Below are 23521 nucleotides of genomic sequence, written 5' to 3'. Positions count from 1 at the left end.
CCGAAACTCTTGAGTTTCGTATTGAGCTGGAGTACCATTCTCTCATTGCTCCTTTCAACGCTCTACCCTCGCGAGCAGGACTCAGCGAGTGGTGCCGGGCTTGGCTTATCCGCTTGGTGAGAGGTTCTTTATGTCGAACGAAACGGGCAGCCCGATTCTCGTCACGGGAGCTACGGGAAAACAGGGTGGAGCCGTCGTACGGGCGTTGCAGCAAGCGGGTCGGACAGTTCGTGCGATGACACGAGACCCCCAGTCGGCCGCCGGACGGGCACTCGCCGAGCGTGGCGTGGAAGTCGTTAAGGGCGATTTCAACGACCCCGCCAGCCTCGATGCGGCATTGGCCGGGGTGGGCGGGGTCTTCTCGATGCAGATGGGGTCGCAGCCTAGTGACCCGGACACCGAGATTGTGACCGGCAAGGCATTGGTCGAGGCTGCTCACCGAGCGGGCGTCAGCATGGTCGTCCACACCTCGGTCGCTCGTGCGGGTGACCAGGAGAACTTCATCGGCTGGGATGAGGGACGCTGGGAGCCTCTCTACTGGAACAACAAGGCGGCCGTGAACGAGATGGTCAAGACGCGGGGCTTCCCCCACTGGGTCATCCTGAAGCCTGCCTTAATCATGGAAGACCTGGTGCCGCCGATGGTGGATTTCATGTTCCCCTCGCTTGCGGAACGCGGTCGGTTCGAGACCGCGATTGAGCCGGACACCCGCCTCGACTGGATTGCGGCCCAAGATATCGGGGCGTTCGCGGCCGCCGCCTTCGCCGACCCGGAGCGTTTCCACGGTCACGAGATTGACCTCTCCGCAGACTGCGTCACTCTGGTCGAGGTTGCAGCCAAGATTGCAGAGGTCACCGGAAAGCCGGTTTCGGCTCTCACCTTCTCCGAGGACGAGTTGGTCGCACAAGGCTACCACTCGCTGATGGTCAGGGGCCAAGTCTGGGACAACGTCGAGGGCTATAAGGTGGACCTCGATGCCGTTCGTAGCTGGGGCGTGCCGCTGACAACGCTCGACCAATTCATTAAGCAGCACCGCGACAAGTTCGTCATCGGGTGAACGCCTCGACGGCGTCGCTCGCGAGCGAAACATAAAGGGGATTCCAAGACGAAGCGACTGCTCGGAAATGGACTTCGACACCTCGCTTTCGACCCGTTTTCAGCTCCCCAGAAGGGGGGTTGTGATCGCGCGTTCAAGTCGCTAAGAGGGCTGCGACATGGCGCGGGATGGGATCGCACCCGGCCCAATCGGCTCCCAACCCCTTCGCCCGAAACGTGATGCGACTGCCCCGCAATCGACTTGCGGAGTGTTGTCGCGTATTAGAGGGGACGAACTCACCTTTGTCCCCGGATTTCGGGGTCCGAACGGCGCATCAAAACGCAAGCGGGGACGGCTTCGGTACGGGGTCGATGATCGCTCTAACATTTTTGCCCCCCCTACCCCCTCGATGCCCGGCATGGGGCCGACCCTGCGATCCCTTGGAACGATTGGAACACTGGACCCTGTTTCTGGCATTAACGCCCCTCACGTAGGACTCAAGGCCGTTGATAGGGGATTCCAGGCCCATTGTTCCGAGGGGGGCGGCCGGGCGATCGTAAACCATTCAGCCTACGGGGTTTGCCGAGTTGGAACGATCGCCCGGGAAGCCCAGAACAGCGTAACAGTCGGTCACGCGACTATCTGTTCCACTGTTCCGATCGCTCGTCGTCGCGCTCCGCCTGCCCCGAACCAAGGGGCTTCAGCCCTACGCCGACGTACCACTTGCCGTTGCTCGTCTTAGTCTCGACGCCGCGTTCCTTCATGGCGTCGCCGAAGGCCCGGAGCGTCATCGCCCGTTCTCCAGCCGACTCTGCCCACGACTGGTAAGCCTGGTAGACCTCGCTGCATCGCCTCTTGACCGACGGATCCAGCAACGCCCGATCGCCGAGGAACAGGCCGACGACGTCCTGTTCGGACCGATACTCGGCGGTCGCCTTAGAGACGATGTCCGGTTCGGCGAGGCCGACTTCCTTCCACGCCAGGCAGCCCCGGACGCACCACGCCAGGATCCCGGGGAACTCGGCCCGGAGCTTGTCCGGCATCGCGGTGTCCGCGTTCGCCGCGTCGACCTTCACCGCGAAGGGGATCATCCGGAGCCGACGCCACACGCCGTTGTCCGTCCCCTTGACCACGGGCTTGTGGTTCGTGGCCATGATGATCGTGTGCGTCGGCGAGAACTCCCAGAAGTCCTGCCGCATCCGTCGGGCCCGGATCCGGTCGCCGCCCGTCAACTCCTTCACCATGACCTCGTCGAGCCGCCGCCCGGCTTCGGTCTCGATGGCGACCACGAGCCGCTTCCCGTGCAGGTCGGCCCGGTCCGTCGGGTGCGACTCGACGGCCTTCGCCATCAGCATCGCGGGCGGCGCCTTCATGGCGTAGCAGGTCCCCAGGACGTCCAGCAGCGTCCCCAGGATCGTGCTCTTGCCGTTGGACCCGTCCCCGTAGCAGACCGGCATGACGTGGTCGCGGACCACGCCGACGAGCGCGTAGCCGCAGACGCGTTGCCAGTAGGCGATGAGGGCCTGGTTCTTGTCGAAGAACAGGTCGAGGGTCGCTTCCCACTGAGGGCATTCCGCGTCCGGGTCGAAGTCGACCGGGCATAGCTGAGTGATCAGGTCGGCCCGATCGTGGGGCCGTAGCTCCCCCGTCCGCAGGTCGATCGTCCCATTCCGGCAGTTGAGCAGCCAGCCGTCCCGGTTCATCTCTTCGGGCAGGATGGGGATCCCCGGTTCGGTCGCCGCCATCGCGATCATGGCGTCGATGCGCGTCTTCGACTGGGAAGCAATCGCGTGGTCGGCGAGGCGCTTCTGATCGTCGCCGTCGAGCGTTGCCGCCTCGACGAGGATCCTGCGCGCCGTATCCTTGGCCAGGCGCTGGACGGCCCCCGTCCGGTCCACGGCGTACCGCCGGCCGTCCCAGACGAGCCAGTCGCCCCACGGCTTGCAGTACCGCACGTCGCCGCCGTGGCGGGCCGCGAACCGCTCCCCGTTGCCCATGTCGGTCCGGGCCTTCCGGGCGAGCACGGCGTCCAGGCTTTCCGCCTCGTCGCCCCCCTGCCCCGTCCGACCCCCGCCCGCGTCGAGCAACCAACCCCGGCGGCCTTCTTTCAGGTACGCCTGATCGACCTTGCGGCGAAGATCCTTGTCCGACCACGGCGGTTCACAGCGAGGGTTGTACTCATCCCTCAGGAGCCGAAAGGCGACGTCGGGCGCCAGGTCGAACCCGGGGCCGATCATGGCCGCCCGGAGCGTCGTCCCGGATCCGTCCTGACCTTCGATGGCTGGATCGACCTTCGCCAGATAGGCGGACGCCCGTTGCTCGTCGGTCATGGGCCCCGACGTGTCCCGGACGCGAAGCCCCCCCGTCCGGTTCGCCGGGGGTGTCTCAGACCTCTCGGACGGCCGTTCCTTCACCCAGCGGTACAAGTCGTCGACGACCTCTTGCCGCTCCGGGATCGCCCCGTCAGGGCGTCCCAAGGCGACGCCTGTGACCGTGAAATACCTCTTCTCGTCGTAGACCTCGATCGCCGTACGCTCGCCCTCACCGACCTGACGCTTGGAGCCGCCCCCGGAGAGCTTGCCGCGAACCCAGACCTTGACGCCCTTGCCGCTCGGCGAAACCTCCATGTAGCCGCCTCGCAGGCGGTCGAGCCACAGTTGGGCCCATCCGGCGATCTCCCCGCCGTCCATCAGACAGCCGTCGAAGTCGACCCCGACGTAAGGGTCGCCCCCGGTGAACACGAAGCCCAAACCATCGAGCCGGCCGGGGGCCGCCTCGCGAAAGGCTTTCGCAGCCGCGTCGAACGTCGTCCAGGTCGCCGGGTCGGTCGTCGAGGCGGCGGATCCGCCCACTTGGAACGGGACCTTGGTGGCCTTGCCGTTCCGGACGATCGTCCGCCAGACGACCCATCGCGGAAGACGCCGAAGCTCAGCCGGGACAGCGTCGAGGGCGTCAAGCTCGACGACGCACGCCACGTCGGGAGCGTCGTCGAAGTCGTTGCAGTCGGCATCGTCGTCGAAGCCGGTCATGTCGTCGTTGACTCTCATGTGCTGCGAATCTCTTTCCGGGGCCGTGCCCCGGGTTGAACCTCGGATGTCGTCAAACGCCCGCCAGCGTGGCGGCAGCGGTCCGCTTCAAGCTCACGCCCTCGGAGTCGTCCTTGAACGAGTCCTGGAGCGCCCGCCCCCAGCCCGGGACCTCCCGGCAGTCCGGGCAGATGGCGAACGGGAAAGCCCGTTCGCCCGCGACTCGGTCCGGGACGCAGATGCCCATGAAGTCCGCCGGACCGCCGCACAGCCTGCAAACGGGGTCGTCTGCGACCGCGTCGAGGGCGGCCTCAAGCTCGGCGAACTCGGCGTTGCAGACGCCGTTAGCGTCGAATTCGTGATTGCTCATTCCTGCTCTCCATGATGAAAGGTCAAGGCGCAGCGGGGCACGTCGAGCCGGCGGGGACGGCGCGTGGTCGGTGAGGCTAAGATCAGGAAGGCCGACGGACGTCGTCGGTCAGGCGGGGCGGTTGATGGCTTTGATGAAGGCGGCCAGGTCCCGCTTGTGGGTCAGATAGCGATTCCCGACCTTGATGGCGGGGAGTACGTGCATCCGGCCGTCCTTGCCGAGACAGCCGCCGTGCGTCCACCTATGGACGCAAGTCCCGGTCGTCCGTAGGGCGGTCGCGACCTCGCGACGACTGAGGCATTGGTCGAGCGTGTCGCCCAGCCGCTCGACGTCGAGCGAACTAGGGTCGGGCGTGCATCGGACGGCTTCCGATGGGGAGGGCTTCCGGGCGTTTCGTCTGAGGGCGGGCATTCTGGATCTCCGGGGAGGCGTCATCGACGGGCCTCTTTGTCGTCCGTCTCGCCCATCTCATCCGCAATCTGAGACCTGTCAAGCTTTTTGGCATAGGTCACGCCGCAAGTCTCTGTTGGCAAACAACATAAATGGGGTTGATTTTAGGCGCTTGAAATGATCCTCAAGGCATGCCGATCTGATTTTCCAACCTCTGGGAAGCTCACCCCCCGGCCGGCGGGGGTCGGGTCGCAAGCTTCCCAGAGCCGCCCCGTCTCAAGCGTCGGCGGGGGCGTCGTCCCTCAGATAGAGGATGAGGCCAGCCAGGAGCGTCGACGGCCGACGTACCCAGCCCGGCCCCATTAGGTAGGGTTGCCTCGCGAGCAAGGCCCCTTCGGTGGCCTCGGTCGTCAAATACAGGTCGACGTCGATCAACCCCCCGCCGACCGTCTCGCCCGTGAATCTGACCATCTCGCCGATCGTGCTCATCGCGGCTTTCTCCCCGGTTGCGTCTTCGCCCTCGCGGGCCCCACGTGGGGCCCGCTGTCGCTCGTCTTTACGTCTCGGTCGCATCAGGATTCGTGCGACTCATGGATGATGACCTTCCGTTACACCGTCAACGAAAATGTCAAAATTCCTGTTGCGTTGCATTTGCTTAATAGGTTACATCGTGAAGATTTGTTGCAAATGTTGCATAGGCAACATGCCGACCGATTTGTACAGCGTTGACGCGCGATCCGGGGGCGCGGTAGGATACGGCGCGCCATTCGGGGCGGTGCGTCGGTATGCTGTCGTGGGCGAACGCAACCCAGGGAGCAAAAGCCGATGGCTCGCAAGACGACGAAGGGGGACGCCGGAATGCCGGCCGCCGAAACGAAACTCCGGGCCGTCCGCCTGGAACTCGACGAGGATACGCACCGGCTCCTGAGGCTGGAGGCCGCCAAGGCGGACTTGAGCCTCGCGGCGATGGCCCGCATCCTCGTCGCGGAAGCGATAGAGGGTCGGGCGAAGAAGTGACGGTCGGGGACGCTGGTGGTGATCCCGCTTAAGCGATGAACCGACCGGCCGCGCCCCCCTGGCATCAAGCCCGGATGCGCGCGAGAATCGCCACGCTTCGAAATGGAAAAAGCCCGGACGGTGCGACCAACACCGGCCGGGCTAGAAAATCAACAGGTAGAACCAATGATCCACTCCAGCCCCCTGCGAGTCAAGGCGGTCGTGCGCGAAGAGCGCGGCGCGACCCGCCAAATCCCCTTTCCCTTCCGAGCCGACCCGACCGGCTTGGACGGCCTCAAGCTGGATCAGACCGCCCGTGCGGCGTTCGTGCTGATCCTGGACAACGCCAAGTCTCGCGGTTGGCGCTCCCGCCTCAGCAACGCGACGATGGGCCGCATCCTCGGCCGATGCCCCATGACGATCAGTCGGGCCCTCGGACGGTTGGAATCCGCCGGCCTGATCCGACGCGAGTTGACCGCCGGGGGCCGGATCCGCACCGGGATCCTCGTGGCCTGGGAGGGGGTTAGGCGCGAGAGTCTAACTGAACAGGCGTCCGTTAGGCGCGAGGATCTAAGGGGTCCGACGCCAGCGCCTAAGGAGGTTAGGCGCGAGCATCTAACTAACCAGAGCTCGACACAGGTCCAGGATCAGACCGCCCCGATTCTCTCGACCGAGGAAGATCCGGAAAGCGTGGTCCCCGAGCCGGCGGAAGCCGCCCGGTTCCTCAGGGCGATGATCGAAGCGGGCCGCAAGGGTTTCCGCCAGCCGGTCCCTTCCCCCGCCCCGCCGACGCCCGCCGAGCCCCCTCCCCAACGATCCGAGGAACCCCGCCGATCGTCGCCCCCGTCAGGACCGTCCAGGACGCCCCAGGACGACGTTAGGCGGATCGTCGAGGGAATGGCCGTGGGTTGCTTCAAGGACGCCAGGCGGGCGGCCTGGGGGCCGCTCCCGGGCCGCCGTCGGATGACCCCTGCTGAGCTTCAAAGGCAACTCGCAGAGGTGCGGAAGCGTTACGGCGGGAAGGCCCCCGGGGGCCCCTCCCCCGCCCCGTCCAGTTGAACCCCGACGAGCCGACCGGATCCGAAGGCCCGTGGCATCGTGGGCTCGTGCGCTCCAAGGCCGTTGAACTCCCGTGCCTCTGGGATCGAATGCCTTTGGGCTTGGATGCCTCTGGAACCAAGGGCCTTCGATCTCGGGTGCCTTTGGGTTCGTGCGCCTTCGAGGTCACAGGCCCCCGGGCTCGCGATCCCTCGCGCCCATGGGCTCCGAGGCTCGCGGACCCGCAGGTTCAGGGGCCCCGCATCCTGCGAGGCTTCCGGCCCATGAGATTGCAGGCCCAACGGCCCACGATTCCACAGGCCCCGGACCCCCGAGACTCACGAACCCATGGGCCCACGGGTCCGCAGGATCCGAGGCTCCCAGACTCGCGGACTCATGAGCCCACAGGCCCCGGATTCCGCAGGCTTGCGGACCCGGAAGGCTTCGATTCCGGAACCTCTTGGGGTCGAAGGCCGGCGGGGTCGAAAGCTCCGGGGCTCAAAGCCCCTCGGACTTGGAAGTCCCGGGGGTCACGGGTCCGCGAGGTCGAAAGGCTCAAGACCCATAGACCCGCGACCGATGTCCATGATCAGGGAGGGCCTTACGGATGAGGTCGATCGCATTTGTGTCGGAGAAGGGCGGCGTCGCCAAGACGTCGTCCGTGCTGAACGTCGCCGCCGTCCTGGGAGGGCAGGGGAGTCGCGTCCTCGTCGTCGACACGGACCCCCAGGGCAACGCGTCCTTCGTCCTCCTGAAAGGCGAGAAGCCGCGTCGGCCGTCCCTGTTCGACGTCCTGGTGGAAGGCGACGGCGCGGACGAAGCCATCGTCGCTTCCCACTTCAAGGGCGTGGACGTGCTGCCGGCGGACGCCACGCTCGCCGACGCGGCCGTGGTTCTGGCGGGCGAGATCGGACGTGAGCGGCGGTTGTGTGCGGCGATCGAAGGCGTCGCCGATCGCTATGACTTCGTCCTCGTGGACACCGCGCCGACGCGGTCGCTGCTGACGACGAACGTCCTGACCACCGTCGAAGAACTCATCGTGCCGTTCAACCCGGGCATCTTCGGCGTGCTGGGCCTCGGTCAGCTTCAAGACGACGTCGCCCAGGTCCGCCGCTACCTCGGGAACACGAAGCTTCGGATAGCCGGCGTGGTCGTCACCTTGGCCGAGCGGAACAACGTCTGCCGGGACCTGGAAGACCAGCTCCGGGCCGCGTTCGGGGGGCTCGTCTTCGATACGAAGGTCCCCCGCTCGATCAAGATCGAGGAAGCCCACGCCCGCCACGAATCCGTCATCACCTACGCGCCGACGAGCGTCGGGGCGACCGCTTACAAGGCCCTGACTCGGGAGATCATCAATGGCCGAGCGAAAGACCGGATCGTCGATCCCGGCGGGAATCCTCCGACCGACCGCGCCGCTTGACGACGCCGCGCCCGAACTGGCCGCCGTCGAGGCGGGGCAGGGGGGCGACGATCAGGCCGACGGGACGACGGCCGAAGTGAAGACCCCGCGCCGAGTCCGCAGCCGGAAGGCCGGCGCGACGACCGAGGTCAAGTTGGAGGGGCGGCGCATCTACCTCTCCGAAGACGTCCACTTCCGGCTCCGTATGCTGGCCTACCAGCGGGGGCGGAAGATCAGCGAGATCGCCGAAGAGGTCCTCGACAAGGCGCTGCCCAAATGGAACGTCAACCGGGTCGGCTGACGCCGGCGTCTCGATCGACGACGCCTAGGGGCGGACTCGCAGGCCGTTAACGCCGCGCGTCGTCGACTTCGTCCGACGCTGGGCCACTTCCTGCCGGATCAGGTCGGGATCGCGGAGGCGGCTCGGCCTCCCCGGCGATGGTCGGCGGTCGTCGCCCCGCCGCAATCGAGCGACGGCCGATCACGCCGGCCCCGGTCACCACATACAGGCCGGAGAGCTTCGCCGACTCGCCCGGAGCCGCATAAGCGTTTCCGCCGGGCGAGGCTGCTGGAGGCCGCGGCGAGGACTGCGTCGCCCGGACCGCCTCGATGGCGCCGGCGACGCCCTCGACGTTCTACAAGCACGACGCGAGGCGCGCGGGGACGTTCGGCGGGACCGGGCCGAAGACGACATCGGGACGCGCCCCGTCTGGATCGCCCTGCAGGCAGGCGCGCGCGAGCCGGGAGGGGGCGGACCGAGGGCTCGCAGACGACCCCCCAAGCGTGGGAGACTTGGCAAGGCTCCCTCCCCGCGACCCGCCCTCATCGTCCTCGAGCGGTCTCGGGCGAGGCCATCGCGAGGGCCCCGACTGCGGCCGGCGCCCATCCCTCGATCACGACTCGGGCGGCGTCTGCGGTCCGCCTCGCGGCCTCGCGAAGGTCGACGCCCGGGCGCTGGCGGCGAGGCTCGACGGGGGCGTGAAATGCGATGCGCACCGGGCCGACTAGGGGCGTTGCGGCCCCTGCGGATGCTTCCTCCGGCCGTAGGCGAGCGGACTGCCGGACGCCATGGGGCGCGTCCCGAGGATCGGCGCGGCCTCATGGACGCACGGACGTCGAAATCAAAAACGGCGATCGCCCGTCTACACCGCGGAATCGGGCTCGCCCCCGGCGGTTTCGGTCGATCCTCGAAGGCTTGGATCCACCCCGGATCAGCCTTCTACTTCGCCGACCTCGACGGCCTACGCGGCCGGCTCGCCGTCGCCCCACTCGCCGGACCTTTCGCCCGAACGGTCGCTACCACCCCCGCGTCCCCTCGCCGAGGGCGGCCCTCGCCTCGGGTCGATCCGAAGCGACCCGATCCTTCGCCGCGCTTCGCTGGAGAACGACTGACGAAGGATCGAGACGCCGGCCGACCCCACCCAAGGTGCCCTGGCGGAGCGAGCGGGCCGGGATCCTCGCGTCGATGAATTCCGGAACGCCTAGCCGGGGGGCCGGTCCGCGTCCCCGCGCCGCATGGTCGTCGGCCCCGCCCGGACCTCCCCTCGCGTCCCCTTGCGGTCCGGTTGCAGGGAGGCTGATGTTGCGTCGAGCCATACCGACGGCCTCGCGGCCGGGCTTGCACCGCGGTGGCTGGGCCCCCGGTTCGGATTCGGGGCGAGGCCGCGCGGCGGGGAGGGGAGCGGCGGGCGGGGCCACGGCCAAACCGGTGCTCCGCCCGATCGGGAAGATCCGCGGCGTGCGACGCGGTCAGGCGGTCACGGCGATGCCCTTGGGGTTCGCGGCGTTGAGGCGGCGGTAGCCGTCGCGGGTCCAGACCCAGACGCCGGCGGCGCCCGCGTCGACGACCACCCGATCGCCCCCTCGGCCGACGACGAACGAGTCGACGGCCGCGTCGGTCAGCCTCGTGAGCCGCGACGCCGCGGCGGGCGTCGAGGCCGACGTCCACGACCAGAGGCCGTGGGCGCCGAAGTCCAGGAACAGCGTACCGCCCGCCGCCCGCATCGAACGCGGGTCGGCCGCGTTGATCTGGAACCAGCCGGCGGCGTCGGTCCAGCCCCAGACGCCGGCGGCGCCGTAATCGGCGAAGAGCGAGCCGCCGGAGGAGGTGATCGCCTGGGGATTTCCATTACCCACCTTGCGCCAGCCCTGGGCGGAGGCCCAACTCCAGGTCCCCTGCGCGCCGTAGTCCAGGAACAGCACGCCGTCGGCGGACATGGACTCCGGCACCGCGTCGTTGAGCTTCGACCAGGGCGTCGCCGCGTCGCGATACCGCCAGAGGCCGCCGTGGCCGAAGTCGACGTAGGCGTCCTGGCGGTCGACGACGATCGAGCGAGGGTCGACGTGGTTGATGCGGACCAAGCCCTGGCTCTCGCTCCAGCGCCAGAGTCCGGAGGGCCCGCGATCGACGAGCAGGACGTCCTCGGCGCGGGGGCCGCCGTCGTTCATGACCACATAGTCCTGCGGGCTGGACTCGGAGAGTCGCCGGAATCCCCGCCGTTCGTCCCAGGCCCACAGGCCGGCGACGCCGAAGTCGACGTACGCGGCCTGGTTGCTCGAAGCGACGACGTTCTTCGGATTGGCGTCGTGGATTTTGCGAACGCCCTGCGTGACGCTGGACACCCAGAGCCCGTCGGGGCCGAGGTCGAGGAAGGTCAGCGGCTCGGGCTCGGGCGCGGGCGTCGGCGCGGGCGTCGGCGCGGGCGTCGGCGCGGGCGTCGGCGCGGGCGTCGGCTCGGGCGCGGGCGTCGGCTCGGGCGTCGGCTCGGGCGCGGGCGTCGGCTCGGGCGTCGGCGCGGGCGTCGGCTCGGGCGTCGGCGCGGGCGTCGGCTCGGGCGTCGGCGCGGGCGTCGGCTCGGGCGCGGGCGTCGGCGCGGGCGCGGGCGTCGGCTCGGGCGTCGGCTCGGGCGCGGGCGTCGGCGCGGGCGTCGGCTCGGGCGCGGGCGTCGGCTCGGGCTGGGCGGTCGAATCCATGATCCACGAGGCGAGGTCGATCTCGGCGGAGGTACCGCCCGTCGCGTCCAGGATGCCGTCGCCGAAGGTGACCAACCCGAGCCCGTCGACCGCGAACGAGTAGGAGCCGTCCACCGTCGTGAGGCCGGCGAGTCCGTCGATCCTGTAGGTCGATCCGGAGATCAGCGTGATGCTCACGGCCTCATTGATCAGATTGGGGCCGCCGTCGCGACTGAGCCAGAGGTCGCGCCAGTCGAACGTGCCCAGGTCGATCTGCCTGCCGAAGGTGACCTCGACGCTCGTGAGGGCCGAGCTCCTCGGAGATCCTGCGATCGGGGATATGGTCGTGGCGACGGGCCCGGTTAGGGTGGTCGAGTAGATCGTGAACGTAGCCTGGGCCGAGGCCGGCGCGTAGTTCCCGCTGCCGAGGAAGCTCGCCACGACGGTGTAGACTCCGGCCTGATTCGGCGGCTCGGGCAGCGGATCCCCGCTCGCCGCGTCGCCCGAATAATACGTGTACGTCAGCAGCAGCGTCGGCCTCTCCAGGTCGGCGTGGGTCCCGACGACGGTCGCCGCGACCCCCACGGGCGAACCTACGGATTGCCAGCCCACGGACAGTTCGATCGTCGGCTGGGCCCTCGCGACGAACACGTCGACCGTCGTGGCGACCGTCGTGTAATGGGTCGCGTCTGCCGGGGTGAACACCACGGTGACCGTGTGAAGTCCCGCCGTCAGGATCGCACCCGCCTCGTAATCGTAGGAGAAGTAGCCCGGCACCTCGGCGACGCCGCGAGGGATCGCCGCGCCCAGCGGAGTTCCGTAGGTGATCGAGCTCGGCTCGACCAGGAGTATGGAGGGGACGATCGGTTTGATCACGGGGGTTGCCGCCCCGAGGCGATCCAGCTGGATGATCGGAGTGCCCGGGCGGCCCATGTTGATCGACGAAGCGCCCGGGGCCAGCATATAGACCAGCTTGATGGAGTGCTGGCCGGCCGACAGCCCGTCGACCCGTACGCGGTACGTGCCGCCCTGCCGGACGGAGACCGTCAGCGTGTCGACGAGCCGCCCGTCGACGAGCACCGCGACGGGGGCGGTCTGGGTCGCCGAGGCGTTGGGGTTGGCGGCGAGGTTGATGCTCAGCTGATAATCGCCCTCCGAGACCAGGTGGGTGCTGGACATGCTGGCTCCGGGGGACAGCCACCAGAATCTGTAGGTCCCCGCCTGGCCCGCGGCCGCCCCGTGGGAAGGCGCGTGCGCCGTCCTCTCGACCTGGACCACCGCACCCTGCTTGGGCGTAGCCCACTCATAGAACGTCGGGGCGGCGACCCCCCAGCTGTTGATGTTCGTGGAGGATTGGTAGACGATCGCCAGTCGCCCGCCGGACGCGTAGAAGCTCTCGAGCGTCGCGACCGCCAACGATTCGGCGCGGGGATCGAGGTTGGCGTACATGCCGACGTTCGGCACGCTGCTGCTGTACCCGCGGGCCCCCATGCTCTGATAGCCTTTGGGGTCCATGTAGCTGCCGAGGTTCTGATTGAAGTTGAATCCCCCTTCGTACCCGACGACGTGGAGCCCGTACTGAAGGGCGAGGTCCACGTCCGATCGGACCGTTCGACCTATGTCGACGAGGGCGGCCCTGTACTCCGGGGTGAGTTCGTCGAACATCCCGTTCACCGTCTGGACGGCGGGGCTGGCCAGGAAGATGGTGTCCGAGAGCAGCGTGTTGCCGAAGGTGACGGTGTAGGTGTAGGGGGAGTCGCCGGTGTAGAAGGCCTCGGTCCTGCTCCAGATGAATCCGTTGCCGTTCCCCGAGTAGGAGAAGGCCCCCTCGCTGAGGCGGATCGGCCGGCCCTCGTTGACGGCCGGACCGCCGTCGATGGGGGTCAGCGTGATCGTGAGGCCGCGAGTCGATCCCGCGGCCACGACCCGGGTCGCGTAGAACGTGAGGTCGGCGTAGCCCCCGCTGAAGGTGACGTTCTGACTGACGCCGGATCCGGGCTTGAGGTAGGCCGCCTGCCTACCGCCGGCGACGCCCACCACGATCCCGCTCCCGGATTCGCCGAGGCCGGTCGCGGGGGTCTTGAAAGAGAACGATGTGGCCGTCGCGCTGACGATCGTGAACGTACCGTTGTAGCCCTTGACGGCGACTCCGGAGATCTTCACAGCCTGACCGACCTGGAAGTCGTGCGGCGTCGTCGTGGTGATCGTCGCGAGATCGCCGGACTGCCTTGCGCCGCCGGCGACGGCGATCGCGGCGAAGGGGGGGGGGGCGTCGGGGTTGCCCAGGCTGGATCCATTGGGGACGACCCCGGAACCGCCGTCGAAGGCCCAGCCGGAGGTTCCTTGGGCGAACGAGTGGTTGATGAAGGACACGTCGCTGAAGCCGCCGACGTGCGCGTCCGCGTACCAGCCGCCGCCGCCGCCGTACAGGTAGTAGGAGACCGGTCGTTGGGTGCCGTAGAAGCCGTCGATGAAGTTCAGCGCGGCGCTCCAATTGCCCCCGTACTGCCATTCGACGAGCGGGCGGACGCGGCTGCGCATCTCGACCGCGTCGACGCTCGTCTCGCCGAACGCCGACTTGAAGGCTTCGCTGATCTGCGCCGTCCGAAGGCCGATCCAGGCCTGGCCGGTCGTGAATCCGTTGAGGGACGCCGAGTTGTTGAAATACGAGGGGGATCCGCCGTCGCCCGCCGGCGCGGGATTGGGCCTATAGGTGGCCAGGAACGCGGCCGTTTTCGCAGCGTCCAACTTGAAGTAGGCGGCCAGCGCGGCCCCGTCGTCGTACGCGGCGGACCCGCCGCCGGGATACAGGGGGTCGTCTCGATTGCCGGTCAGAAAGTCGTAGAGGGCCCGTTGGCTCAGCTGGTTGGCCCAGCCGTTGCCTCGGGTCGACGACTGACGGAAGCCGGTGTTCCAGACCTCGTTGGAGAACTCGACGTAGACCTTGAGGTTGTCGTTGAGCGGCTTCCAGACGGGATTCGCCTGGCGGCTCGTGTACGGGGCGAATCCGTCGCTCCCGTAGGCGAACAGGTTGCCGAGGTTCCTGATGTATTCGATCGATGCATTGACAGGGACGCTGATGTAGATATCCTTGCCAGTCTCGTTCGCCAGGGCAACCTGGACCTCCCACGGGACGCCGGCGGGCTGCGGCGCCATGGTCACGCCCGTCGTGACGGACCCGCCCAGCGTCTTGTAGGAGTTCCATAGATTGTGCGAGACCAGGGTTCGATCCGACCAGTCGGACGCCAAGGTGAGGTTGGTACGGGCGACGTCCATCGTCCTCAGAGTCGAATACTGGGCGAACATGGCCAGAGAGGCCGGATTGAACAGGGTGCCCGCGGGCAACGGTGTGTCGCCGCCCAGCGTCGACGGCCGCATCACGAACAGATCGGTGATGCCGTCACCCGGATTCGCGATCGCCACGCCGCCCGAACTCGCGGGCAGATTGAGGGCGGTGAGAGCGTAGGTGAAGGTGTTCGTCGATGTGTCGACGCTCGAGATCGTGTACGTCCCGTTGTATCGGGCGACCGGGCCGCTGAAGCCGGCGATGGTCACCTTCTGGTTCTTGGCCAAGCCGGCGACGGAGGGGACGGCGACCGTCACGGTGCTGCCGACCTGTTTGATGCTGGAGACGCCCAGGCCCGGATTCGGCCCGCGGCTCGTGTTGACGAACGACAGGTTGAAGCCGGTCGGCCCGGCTTCCTTGACCATCAAGGCCGTCGTCGTGTTGGTCGAAGGATCGTATCCCTGTCCTGCGTGGAGCGTGGCACCGGTCGAAGTCGCCCCGTCCACGACCCAGGTGACGGCGTGTGAGGCCGTGACGGTCGCCATCCCGGCGAATCGGACCAGGTAGGTCCCCCGGAGAGTGGTGGTGTCGTCCCCCTCGCCGAAGAGGAGGGTGGCGTCGCCCCGCGGCCAGAGGTTGGCGTCCGTGGGAACCTGCTGGCTCGAGCTCCCGGGCACCGTCCAGGCGTTTCGAGTCGTGGCGTTGACCATGTTGGCGAAGAGCGTGTCGCCGCCCGTGACGTTCACCCCGACCTGCGTGACGGGCTCGATCGCCTCGAGGGGGGTGCTCGGGCTGGACCACTGGAGCTGGACTTGCTGGACCGAGCCCGAGCCATAGGCGTAATCGACCTCGACGTCGTAGTACAGGCCGGCCGTGAGAGGCACGGTGGCCGCGTAGGCCGTCTGGCCGTGGGCCGCCCAGCTATCGATCAAGGGGGCGCCGCGTTCCTGCCCGGCGGGCGTGACCCACAAGCGGACGCCGTCGCCCGCCGAGTTGACGGCGAACGTGTAAGGCTCGCTGAAGTTGGCCGTCAGCGTGCCGGACCATTCGGCCGACCACCCGGAGCCGGCGACGGTGTAGCCCGGGCTGGGCGAGCCCCCCGGCCCCGACCCGCCGCCGAGCGAGAGGAGATCGATCCGGTCGTCCCACCGGACGAACGACGGCGCGCCCGACGGCTGGGAGGATCCGTAGTATTGGCCGAAGACCCCCACCCCCGGCCTGCCCGCCTGGACGCCAGACACCCAGCCACCGCCCGCCGACATCTCGATCCGATCTTCCAGGAGCTCCAGTCGGGGCCGCAGCCGCGTCCCGTTCGACGGCCGGGCCTTTCGCACGCCGGCGGAGCTTCGCAAGCGGGACGCGATCGAGTTGAAGGCCATTACGAACCCTTTCGATGAATTTCATTCGTGGGTTCGAGGTGCCGGCGCATGCGCGAACGCCTCGGAGACCGACGATGTCCGATGCACAGATATCGAGAAGCTCACGCAGGGAGGGAGCCTCTCGCGTGAATTGCGGGGCTAGCGTCGTCTTAGACGGGAGGGCGGGGCGAGCGGCGTCGCACGATCGTCCATCCACCACAACAGTAGGTCGTGTTTTGGCGACGTGCAAACCGGGGTTCCGGGCGGGATCCGGACCCGGGCGTCACGGCCGCCGGCGGCCGCCGTAGCGGCTCGACGAGCCTCCGAATGGCTGACGCGGGCCCCGGGCGCGACGGGAGGCCTAAGCCCGACATGCGCGAAATTATTAATATAATTATGTCATATTAAAATAATTTAAAGTCTCGAATCGCGTCGCCGTCTCGAAGCGACGACGTCCCATTCGGCGCGGCCCGCGATCCGGCGTCGGGCCCGGCCTCGCGGTTGCGACGCAGGCCGAGACGCCCGCCCGCCGGTCGGACCGTGGGAGCCCGCGTCGCGGGCGGGGCAGGGGGGGCGATGGCGAGGGGCCCGTCGCGCCTCCGCGAGCCTGGTCCCGGCCGCCGGGGGGTCGGGATCGGCGGCCGGTCAGCACGCGGCGGACGCGGGCGAGGCGATCAGGCCGATCCGCCGGTGGCCCGGCGACGCGCGGCGTGGAGCCGGGCGGCCCGTCGTGGAGGCGCAGGGCCGAGGCCGTGGGGTGTCTGACTTCGCAAGGCAGGCGCGGGCCTCGTCGAGGCGGGCCTCAATCACCATTCGCATAGGCATGTTCAATTCGTCGAGCGTAACCGTTCACGGGTCGGTGCTTGACCGGCGGCCCGCGGCTTGAGAGTCTTCGAGGCATGGAACGACCGCAGTGCATGCCGCGGGCGACGTGGGACGTGATCCCGCCGGAGGCGCAGGCCGTCCTGGCGGTCGTGATCGCCTCGTTCGAGGTCCAGATCGCCGACCTGAAGGCGAGCCTGAAGCGGGACTCGTCGAACCCGTCGCGGCCGCCGTCGAGCGACCCGCCGCACCGCAGGCCGGCGCCGCCGCGGAAGCCGTCGGGACGCCGGCGCGGCGGGCAGCCGGGGCGTCGTCGGAACGACCGCATCCGGCTGGCGCCCGACGAGGTCGTCGACGCGAGGCCCGATCATTGCCGCCGCTACGGCGAGGCCCTCGCAGGCGACGCTCGTCCGCCAGGTCTTCGAGGTCCCCGCCGTCAGGCCGCACGGGGCCGATCTCGGCTACGGGCCCCGCGCGCAGGCCGTCTGCGCGGCGTTGGCGGGCGAGGGCCGGATGAGCAAGCGACGCGTCGCCCGCGTGATGAAGGGGCTCTTCGGCCCGCCGATCGGCCCGGCGTCGGTCTGCGGGCTGGAGCGTCGCACGGCCGAGGCCCTGGCCCCGATCCACGCCGAGTTCCTCGAACATATCCGCAAGATCCCCGCCAACGTCGACGAGACGAGCAGGCCCCAGGGACGCGGCCGAGGCTGGCTCTGGACGGCCTCGACCAGGAGTCTGGCCGCCTTCCTGGTCGCGTCGAGCCGCGGCCGCGACGCCTTCGCGGAGCTGATGGGCCGGTCGCCGCCGGGGGTCGTGACGTCGGACCGCCACTCGGCCCACTCGCACCTGCCGCCCGAGCGACGCCAGGTATGTCGGGCCCACCTCCGCCGCGACTTCCGGGCGATCGTCGACCGCGGCGACGCCGGCTCGACGATCGGTTCGGACCTGCTGATGCACGCCGGCGTCCTGTTCGACGCCTGGTCGAAGGTCCGCGCCGGCGGGTCGTCGCGGCCCGCGTTCGCGGCCGAGACCCTGCCGTGGCTGCGTCGCGAGGTTCGTACGCTGCTGGAAGCGGGCCCGCGATGCGGCTCGAGGAAGACGGCGGCGACCTGCCGCGAGGTCCTCAAGATCGAGCCGTCCTTGTGGACGTTCGCGACGGTCGAGGACGTCGACCCGACGAACAACGCGGCCGAGCAGTCGCTCCGTCAGGCCGTTTGCTGGCGCAAGACCAGCTTCGGCGCCGATCGCGGCCGGGAGCCGCTTCGTCGAGCGGATGCTGACGACGATCGAGTCCCGCCGCCGCCAGGGCCGCGACCTGCTCGACTTCCTCGTCGAGGCCGTCTCCGCCCACCGCTCGGGCCAGAAGCCGCCCTCGCTCGTCCCCGCCGGGGCGTCAACGGTTACCGCCGAGCTTGCGTATCGTGTCGGCGTACATATTCGGATGCAACCGTTCACGGGTCGGTGCTCGACGATCGGCGTGCGGCCTGAGAATCTTCGAGGCATGACGCGGCCCGACCGCACCCCTTCCGAGTGCTGGGACGCCCTCCCGGCCGATCTGCGGCCGGGCCTGCCGGCGATCGTCGCCGCGTTCGAGGCCCGGATCGTGGCGCAGGACGCGCGGATCGCCGAGTTGGAGGCGACGATCGAGTCCCGCCGCCAGGGCCGCGACCTGCCCGACGTCTTGTTAAACTAGTTTGCGACGCTTTATCGAATTAATCGCCAATTCAGGCTCAATTCGATGTGGAACCGCGACTTCGTTCGCGGCCGCGGCCGCGAACGAAGTCGCGGTTCGGTCCAGCGAGGGCGTTCGCTCGAATTCCAGCGGAGCGGATCGGGGGCCGGCACGGGCCGCCGCGGACCGAGGTGGGACCGTCCGTCAAGCCGCGCGACGGCGTGAGGCGGCGCCCAGGACGCTCGCGCCCACGACGAGGAGGGCCAGGCTCCCCGGCTCGGGGACGGCCGCGGGGGCGGGATTGGGCGACCGCATGCCCGAGGCGAATGCGAGGGTCAAGCCGCGGGACTCGGGCGTCGACCCGTCGGCGAGGACGACGCGGTCGACGCCGAGGCTGTAGTCCATCCATCCCGACGCCCGCTGATCGACGTCGCTCAGGAAGACGTTGACGTAGCCCGCGAGGGACAACCCGTACTCCGCGACCCGGTAGGACGTCCCGTCGGCCGACCTGCGGAGGTCGCCCAGCAGGATGTCGACGTAGATCCGGCCGACGCCGTCGCCGAGGCGTTGCCCTTCCGCGATCTCGGAGATCTGGGGAGGGCCCCACGAGGTGAACGCCTCCTGGACCCCATAGGCCCCCACCACGCCGTCGCCGGACGGGTCCGTGGAATTTCGGAATCCGACTTCCACCCCGCCCTGATAGAAGGCGGGGAAAGAAGCGGGGAATACTTCGCTGGCCGCGCCGGCCGACCCCATGGACCCTTCGACCGTCATGTACAGGCGGACGAATTCGACGGCCTCGACGCCGGCCCCCTCGAGGCGCAGCGCGTCCCGCGCTTCGGCGGTGAATCGCGCCACGCCGGTCGCCGCCCAGACGTCGGGATGGTATTTGTAGATCACCTGGGAGCTGTCGGCCTCGACCCGGGCCGATCCGGCGAGCAGGCGATCGCAATCGCGGCCGCCTGCGGCCGCCGTCACGTAGCTGTCGGAGAATCCGACGTTGGAGTCGCCGCCGTGGTCGGTGACGTGATGGGTGCTCTGGGCGTGCTCCAAGCGTTCGCCGTAAGCGTCGCTCCTCGCGGATTCCTCCCGCAGCGGCGTGAGCGTCTCCAGTCGGGAGACGTAGTCGGCGAGGCTTCGGGTCGACGACGGGCCCGCTAGGCAGACGGCCAGCGTCGCGGCGGTCGTGAGGCGTCGGAGGTCCATGGCGGGAGTCCCATCCCTGGATGATGTGGACGACTCTTCGGCCCATCGCCGAGAGTGGCGCGAACATTGTAAGTGCATGCCAGCAACCTATCCAGAGCGGACAATTCGCTTTTCTGGCGTGTTCGGAAAACGCGACGCCGGTGAGCGTCGCGAAGGCTTCGCGGCCCCGACGGCGGATCGCCGAGGTGCGACGCAAGGAGGCCGACCGTCCGACCTCGGCGGCGGCCGGATCGCATCGACCGCCCGACGGACGTCGACGGGATCCTTCCCCGCCCTATCGAAGCCCCTCGTTGGCGGCCGCCTCGCGGAGCAGCGGCCAGAGCGGCTCGATGGCTGCAACTCGGGCGTGCACGGCGGCAGCCGGTGGAGCACCAGGCCAGCCGCTTGGCCACGTGCCAGCCCGCGTCGTCCACGAGCAGGACCAGGAGCTTCTCGCCGGCCGGGTCGGCCCACGGGGCGAACTCGGCCAGGGCGGCCGCCATCCAGTCCGTATCCGCCGCCGGCAGGACCAACTCCAGGTTCCGGCCGCTGGCCGGGTGGGCGAAGCCGTAGACGTAGAGCCACCGGTACTTCGTGCGACCGGCCGCCTCCCCCTGACCGCCCCGGCTTGAGGCCAAGCCGGGCCTCGTCCTCGGCCCAGACCTCGACGACCTTATCGGGATGCTCGCGGCGCAGTCGGCCGACCCGCTCGACCAGGGCGTCTTTTCCACGCCCGCCGGTCGGCGGGCGTGGCGGCCCCGGGTGGCGGGGGCGGGGGACCTGCAGCGAGAAGCCCGGCGCGCGGAGCCACCGCCACCCGGTCGACTCGGCGACGATCACGCCCCAGAGGTCGCGGACGTAGACGGCGACCTTCGGACCGGTCCAGAGGCCGCCGTCCGGCGGTGCGTGCCGCAGGGCGTCCCAGAGGTCGACCCGCAGGTCGACCGACAGCTTCTCACGGCCGTGGTTGGTCGACTTGCGACGGTCGACCAGGCCGTCGGGCGTTCCGGCGCCCGATCAGCGACCGGACCCAACTCGGAGACACTCCCACCGCCTCAGCCACCTCGGCGGCCGACGGCGGGGCGACCGGCCGGGTCAGCAGCCGGAGGGCCTGCCAGTGGGCCTTCTCCGGGCCCGAGCGGCAGGCCCGCCAGCGGACGACGATCTCGTCGTGCGTCAGATGCGGCAGGATGGGGAGCCCGGGGCGTGCCATGACGCGGTCTCCAAATAGGTGCCTACGTCATTACATCGCCGGCGCTCCGCGAGAGCGAGATCCGGTATCAGGGCACATGATGGTGAGCGCAGGCCTCCATAACCCCCCGAGCTTTCGACGCTCAGGGTCCCTGGCATCCAGGACCCGCAGACTTCCGGAATCGTGGGCCCGCAGGCCCCGAGCATCGGGGGATCCTGAGATTCAAGATCCAGAGGCTGCGGCGTCGCGCCCGAAAGGCCGGCATCTCGAAGAATCCGGAGCTCGCGGAATCCCGATCGCGCGACCCCACCCGCCCGCGAGGCGGAGGGGCCCCCGGAGGCCCGCGACCGATGGTCAGGGTCAGGGAGGGCCTTGCGGATGAGGTCGATCGGAGGACGCTTGGGGACGGGCGGCCGAGGGGCCGAGGGGGGGGCGGCGGGGGCCGCGTCGTCTCAGGCGGCCGGCGCGGCCAAGCCGAGGCGCTCGTGGGCCCGGCGACGGACGGCGCGCAGCCGGGCGGCCGCGTCGCGACGCCTGGCCATGAGCCGCTCGTGGAAGCCCCGGGCCAACGCCAGGTTGGCGCCGGCGGCCCCGAAGTAGGCCCGAGCCGCGTCGATGCGGTCGTCCAGGGCCAGTAATTGCTCGCGGAGTTCGTTCATGCGGCCGTGGGCCTCGATCAGGCGGCCGAGGTCGTCGAGTCGCTGGCTGGCGCGCGCGTCCATCATCGGACTTCCTCATCAAGGCGTCGGCGGGGTCGTCTCGGGTGGAAGTGCTCCGTTGCACGCATGGAAGCTAGGACGCGCGAAGCGGGGTGCCAACCGATTTTGGCGATTTTTCGCTCGATGAGGCGCGATCGGATCGGCAGGCCTCGGTGCCGGCCCTCAACCCACGCGGGGCCCTCGCCGTCCAGCAGCCAGGCCGGCTCGACGCCGGTGGCGGCCAGGAAGGCGACACCAGCCTCGTAGTTCGCCCACGTGCGGTGCGGGACGTCCAGGGCACGGGCCAGCTCCGACCCCGCCGCGTTCGCCGTAGCGTTCGACGCGGACCTGGCGCAGGCGGACGGCCAGCGGCGCCTTCGCCCGGCGCGGAGCCGCCAGCTCCTAGGCGGCCTGGTCGATGAGGCCGATCAGGGCGTCCATGTCGGCGGGCTTCGCGAAGTGGTGGTCGAATCCCGCCTCTCTCCCCCGGCGGCGGGAGACCTCGTCACCGTACCCCGTCACGGCGACGAGGAGGCATCGGTCGAACCGCCGGTCCGCCCGGAGCCGCCGCGCCAGCTCATACCCGTCGAGGAACGGCATGCCGATGTCCAGGAGGACGGCGTCCGGCTCCAGCTCGCGAGCCGCCGCCAGCGCCCCCCGGCTGTCGGACACGACCCGCACGTCGTGTCCCGTGGCGCGGAGGCACTCGCCCATCAAGTAGGCCGCGTCGGGGTTGTCGTCGACGACGAGGACCCGGGCCCGGCGGCCGGGACCGCCGCCCGGGGCCGCCGACCGGGAGGGGGCCAGGAGCGATTCGAACTCACGCGCGAGCCAGGCTTCGTCCTCGGCCGTCAGCAGGGTCAACGCCCCGAGGTCCTGGGAGAGGGTCCATCGGTCGTGCGAAGCGTCGCACGTCGTCGCGGCGTCGCGAAGCATGTGCATTCTCCGACTTTTTCGATATGCGATAGTCCTAAAGGGGAGCCGTCGCCGGCCGTGCCTCGTCGCACGCACTCAGGTTAAGGCCTAATTAGAATTCGAGTCAAGATGCCTTCGATGGCTTCCCATGATGTCCCGATTTTTCTTGACGGCCCCTCCCCAGTCGGGGGAGGCGAGGGCCCTCATGGCGAAGCGGACGCGGTCCCAGAAGGCGCGGCCCTGGGGGTCAGCGAGGGCGTCGAGCCCCTTGCGTTCGCTCACCAGGCTCCAGGTCGCCTCGAAAGGGGCGCCGGCGTTGCGGCAGCGGACGGCCATGCCGGCCAGGAACGTCATGCTCTCGCGGGCGCGGGGGAACGCGTCGGGGTCGGGCCCGGCGTCGCCGAAGGCACGGTCCATGAGGTATTCGACCTCCTCGGAGGTCGCCAGGGAGCGCAGGATCTCGAGCATGACGGCAGAGCCGGCGGAGGCCCCTCCGTCGGCCTCGGGGCGGGATGGGCGTGCGAGATTTTCGTCGTGTCGGTCGGCCATGGCTGTCCTCGCGTCGTGGTGTTCGGGGAGGTCCTTTCCCCCGTGGCGCCCGATTATAACCAGCGGCGCGCGACGCTCCACCTTGCGGCCCGATTCTCCCGATCGCGCCGATTTCCTTAGTAAAAATGTACGACGCGGCGTCCGCCTTCGCATCGACGGCGAAGGCTTTCTTAATGACGGCGGCCGGGCCCGTCGTCATGGCGGACCCGGCCGCCGTCGATCCGATCGGGGGCGGCGCGCGCGGGGTTCCGACCCCCGGCCGCCGATTAGGTGCCGGCTGCGACCCGATCATGCAAGTTTAATGCCAAACAATGGTGGGTGAAGCCAAATTATGATCCGGCGTCTCCTCCAGCTCGGGGCCGGCTAGTAGGGCGCCAGTTTTAATTTGCGGGTGGATTTGAGATCGGTTCTCCTGGTGGCGACGCCGCCACAGGAGGGCCCGATGAAGGTCTACGAGGTCACGCTCGAAGCCGAGGAACGTCAGCGGCTCCACGAGATGCTCGCCGCCGGCAAGTCGGCGGCCAGGAAGCTGGCCCACGCCCACATCCTGCTGAAGGCCGACGCCGCCGAGGGCGGCCCCGCCTGGCCCGACGCCCGGATCGCCGAGGCCTTCGGCGTCGGCGTCGCGACCGTCGAGCGG

16 protein-coding genes and 2 pseudogenes are annotated in these 23521 nt (G+C 69.1%); 7 read left to right on the top strand and 11 right to left on the bottom strand.

The window, feature by feature from the left end; all coding sequences use genetic code 11:
• Positions 1–130: 130 nt before the first annotated feature.
• Positions 131–1057, top strand: coding sequence for an NmrA/HSCARG family protein (locus tag G6O68_RS29540; protein WP_165252970.1), 927 nt, complete (start codon positions 131–133; stop codon positions 1055–1057).
• Between the two features lie 617 nt (positions 1058–1674).
• Here G6O68_RS29540 and G6O68_RS29535 read toward each other — a convergent pair.
• From G6O68_RS29535 to G6O68_RS29520, 4 genes are all read right to left on the bottom strand, one after another.
• Positions 1675–4083 (bottom strand): phage/plasmid primase, P4 family, encoded by a 2409-nt coding sequence (locus tag G6O68_RS29535; protein ID WP_165252967.1) that lies wholly within the window; start codon positions 4081–4083, stop codon positions 1675–1677.
• Positions 4084–4135: 52 nt separating this feature from the next.
• Complete coding sequence (locus tag G6O68_RS29530; protein WP_165252965.1) at positions 4136–4432, bottom strand: hypothetical protein; 297 nt, start codon at positions 4430–4432, stop codon at positions 4136–4138.
• A gap of 108 nt (positions 4433–4540) precedes the next feature.
• Positions 4541–4843 (bottom strand): helix-turn-helix domain-containing protein, encoded by a 303-nt coding sequence (locus G6O68_RS29525; RefSeq protein ID WP_165252963.1) that lies wholly within the window; start codon positions 4841–4843, stop codon positions 4541–4543.
• Positions 4844–5098: 255 nt separating this feature from the next.
• The gene (locus tag G6O68_RS29520; protein ID WP_165252961.1) at positions 5099–5311 is read right to left on the bottom strand and encodes a hypothetical protein; all 213 of its coding nucleotides are present in this window, start codon (positions 5309–5311) and stop codon (positions 5099–5101) included.
• Positions 5312–5647: 336 nt separating this feature from the next.
• On the opposite strand from G6O68_RS29520, the gene G6O68_RS29515 reads away from it, so the two are divergent.
• From G6O68_RS29515 to G6O68_RS29505, 3 genes are all read left to right on the top strand, one after another.
• Entirely contained in the window at positions 5648–5839 is a 192-nt protein-coding gene (locus G6O68_RS29515; RefSeq protein ID WP_165252959.1) for a hypothetical protein, read from the top strand.
• Positions 5840–7463: 1624 nt separating this feature from the next.
• Complete coding sequence (locus tag G6O68_RS29510) at positions 7464–8276, top strand: ParA family protein (protein WP_165252957.1); 813 nt, start codon at positions 7464–7466, stop codon at positions 8274–8276.
• Complete coding sequence (locus G6O68_RS29505; RefSeq protein ID WP_165252955.1) at positions 8212–8556, top strand: hypothetical protein; 345 nt, start codon at positions 8212–8214, stop codon at positions 8554–8556. Before G6O68_RS29510 ends, G6O68_RS29505 begins: the two co-directional genes overlap by 65 nt.
• Before the next feature lie 1448 nt (positions 8557–10004).
• Here the strand turns inward: G6O68_RS29505 and G6O68_RS29500 are convergent.
• Positions 10005–15845 carry a PA14 domain-containing protein gene (locus G6O68_RS29500; protein WP_165252953.1) on the bottom strand — a complete coding sequence of 1947 codons (5841 nt, stop codon included), beginning with the start codon at positions 15843–15845 and terminating at the stop codon, positions 10005–10007.
• A gap of 905 nt (positions 15846–16750) precedes the next feature.
• On the opposite strand from G6O68_RS29500, the pseudogene tnpC reads away from it, so the two are divergent.
• Both tnpC and G6O68_RS29490 read left to right on the top strand, forming a co-directional pair.
• Positions 16751–18063, top strand: a pseudogene (gene tnpC / locus G6O68_RS29495) (IS66 family transposase); the annotation flags it as partial.
• Between the two features lie 108 nt (positions 18064–18171).
• Positions 18172–18363 carry a hypothetical protein gene (locus tag G6O68_RS29490; RefSeq protein WP_165252940.1) on the top strand — a complete coding sequence of 64 codons (192 nt, stop codon included), beginning with the start codon at positions 18172–18174 and terminating at the stop codon, positions 18361–18363.
• A gap of 183 nt (positions 18364–18546) precedes the next feature.
• Here the strand turns inward: G6O68_RS29490 and G6O68_RS29485 are convergent, their stop codons facing one another.
• The 6 genes from G6O68_RS29485 to G6O68_RS29460 form a co-directional block, all read right to left on the bottom strand.
• Positions 18547–19548 (bottom strand): PEP-CTERM sorting domain-containing protein, encoded by a 1002-nt coding sequence (locus G6O68_RS29485; protein ID WP_165252951.1) that lies wholly within the window; start codon positions 19546–19548, stop codon positions 18547–18549.
• An 87-nt stretch (positions 19549–19635) separates the two neighbouring features.
• Entirely contained in the window at positions 19636–20442 is an 807-nt protein-coding gene (locus G6O68_RS33720) for a winged helix-turn-helix domain-containing protein (RefSeq protein WP_390625405.1), read from the bottom strand.
• 40 nt (positions 20443–20482) lie between these two features.
• Positions 20483–20740, bottom strand: a complete 258-nt coding sequence (locus tag G6O68_RS29475) for a hypothetical protein (protein ID WP_165252949.1) — start codon at positions 20738–20740, stop codon at positions 20483–20485.
• A gap of 431 nt (positions 20741–21171) precedes the next feature.
• Positions 21172–21444 (bottom strand): hypothetical protein, encoded by a 273-nt coding sequence (locus tag G6O68_RS29470; protein WP_165252946.1) that lies wholly within the window; start codon positions 21442–21444, stop codon positions 21172–21174.
• A 375-nt stretch (positions 21445–21819) separates the two neighbouring features.
• On the bottom strand, positions 21820–22353 hold the full coding sequence (locus G6O68_RS29465) for a response regulator (protein WP_165252944.1): 534 nt from the start codon (positions 22351–22353) through the stop codon (positions 21820–21822).
• Between the two features lie 87 nt (positions 22354–22440).
• Positions 22441–22800 (bottom strand): hypothetical protein, encoded by a 360-nt coding sequence (locus G6O68_RS29460; protein WP_165252942.1) that lies wholly within the window; start codon positions 22798–22800, stop codon positions 22441–22443.
• Between the two features lie 523 nt (positions 22801–23323).
• Between G6O68_RS29460 and G6O68_RS29455 the strand changes: the two are divergent.
• A pseudogene (locus G6O68_RS29455) lies at positions 23324–23521 on the top strand (IS630 family transposase); the annotation flags it as partial.

This window comes from Paludisphaera soli, assembly GCF_011064595.1.
Taxonomy (GTDB): domain Bacteria; phylum Planctomycetota; class Planctomycetia; order Isosphaerales; family Isosphaeraceae; genus Paludisphaera; species Paludisphaera soli.
This window is presented reverse-complemented; position numbering and strand designations above follow the sequence as displayed.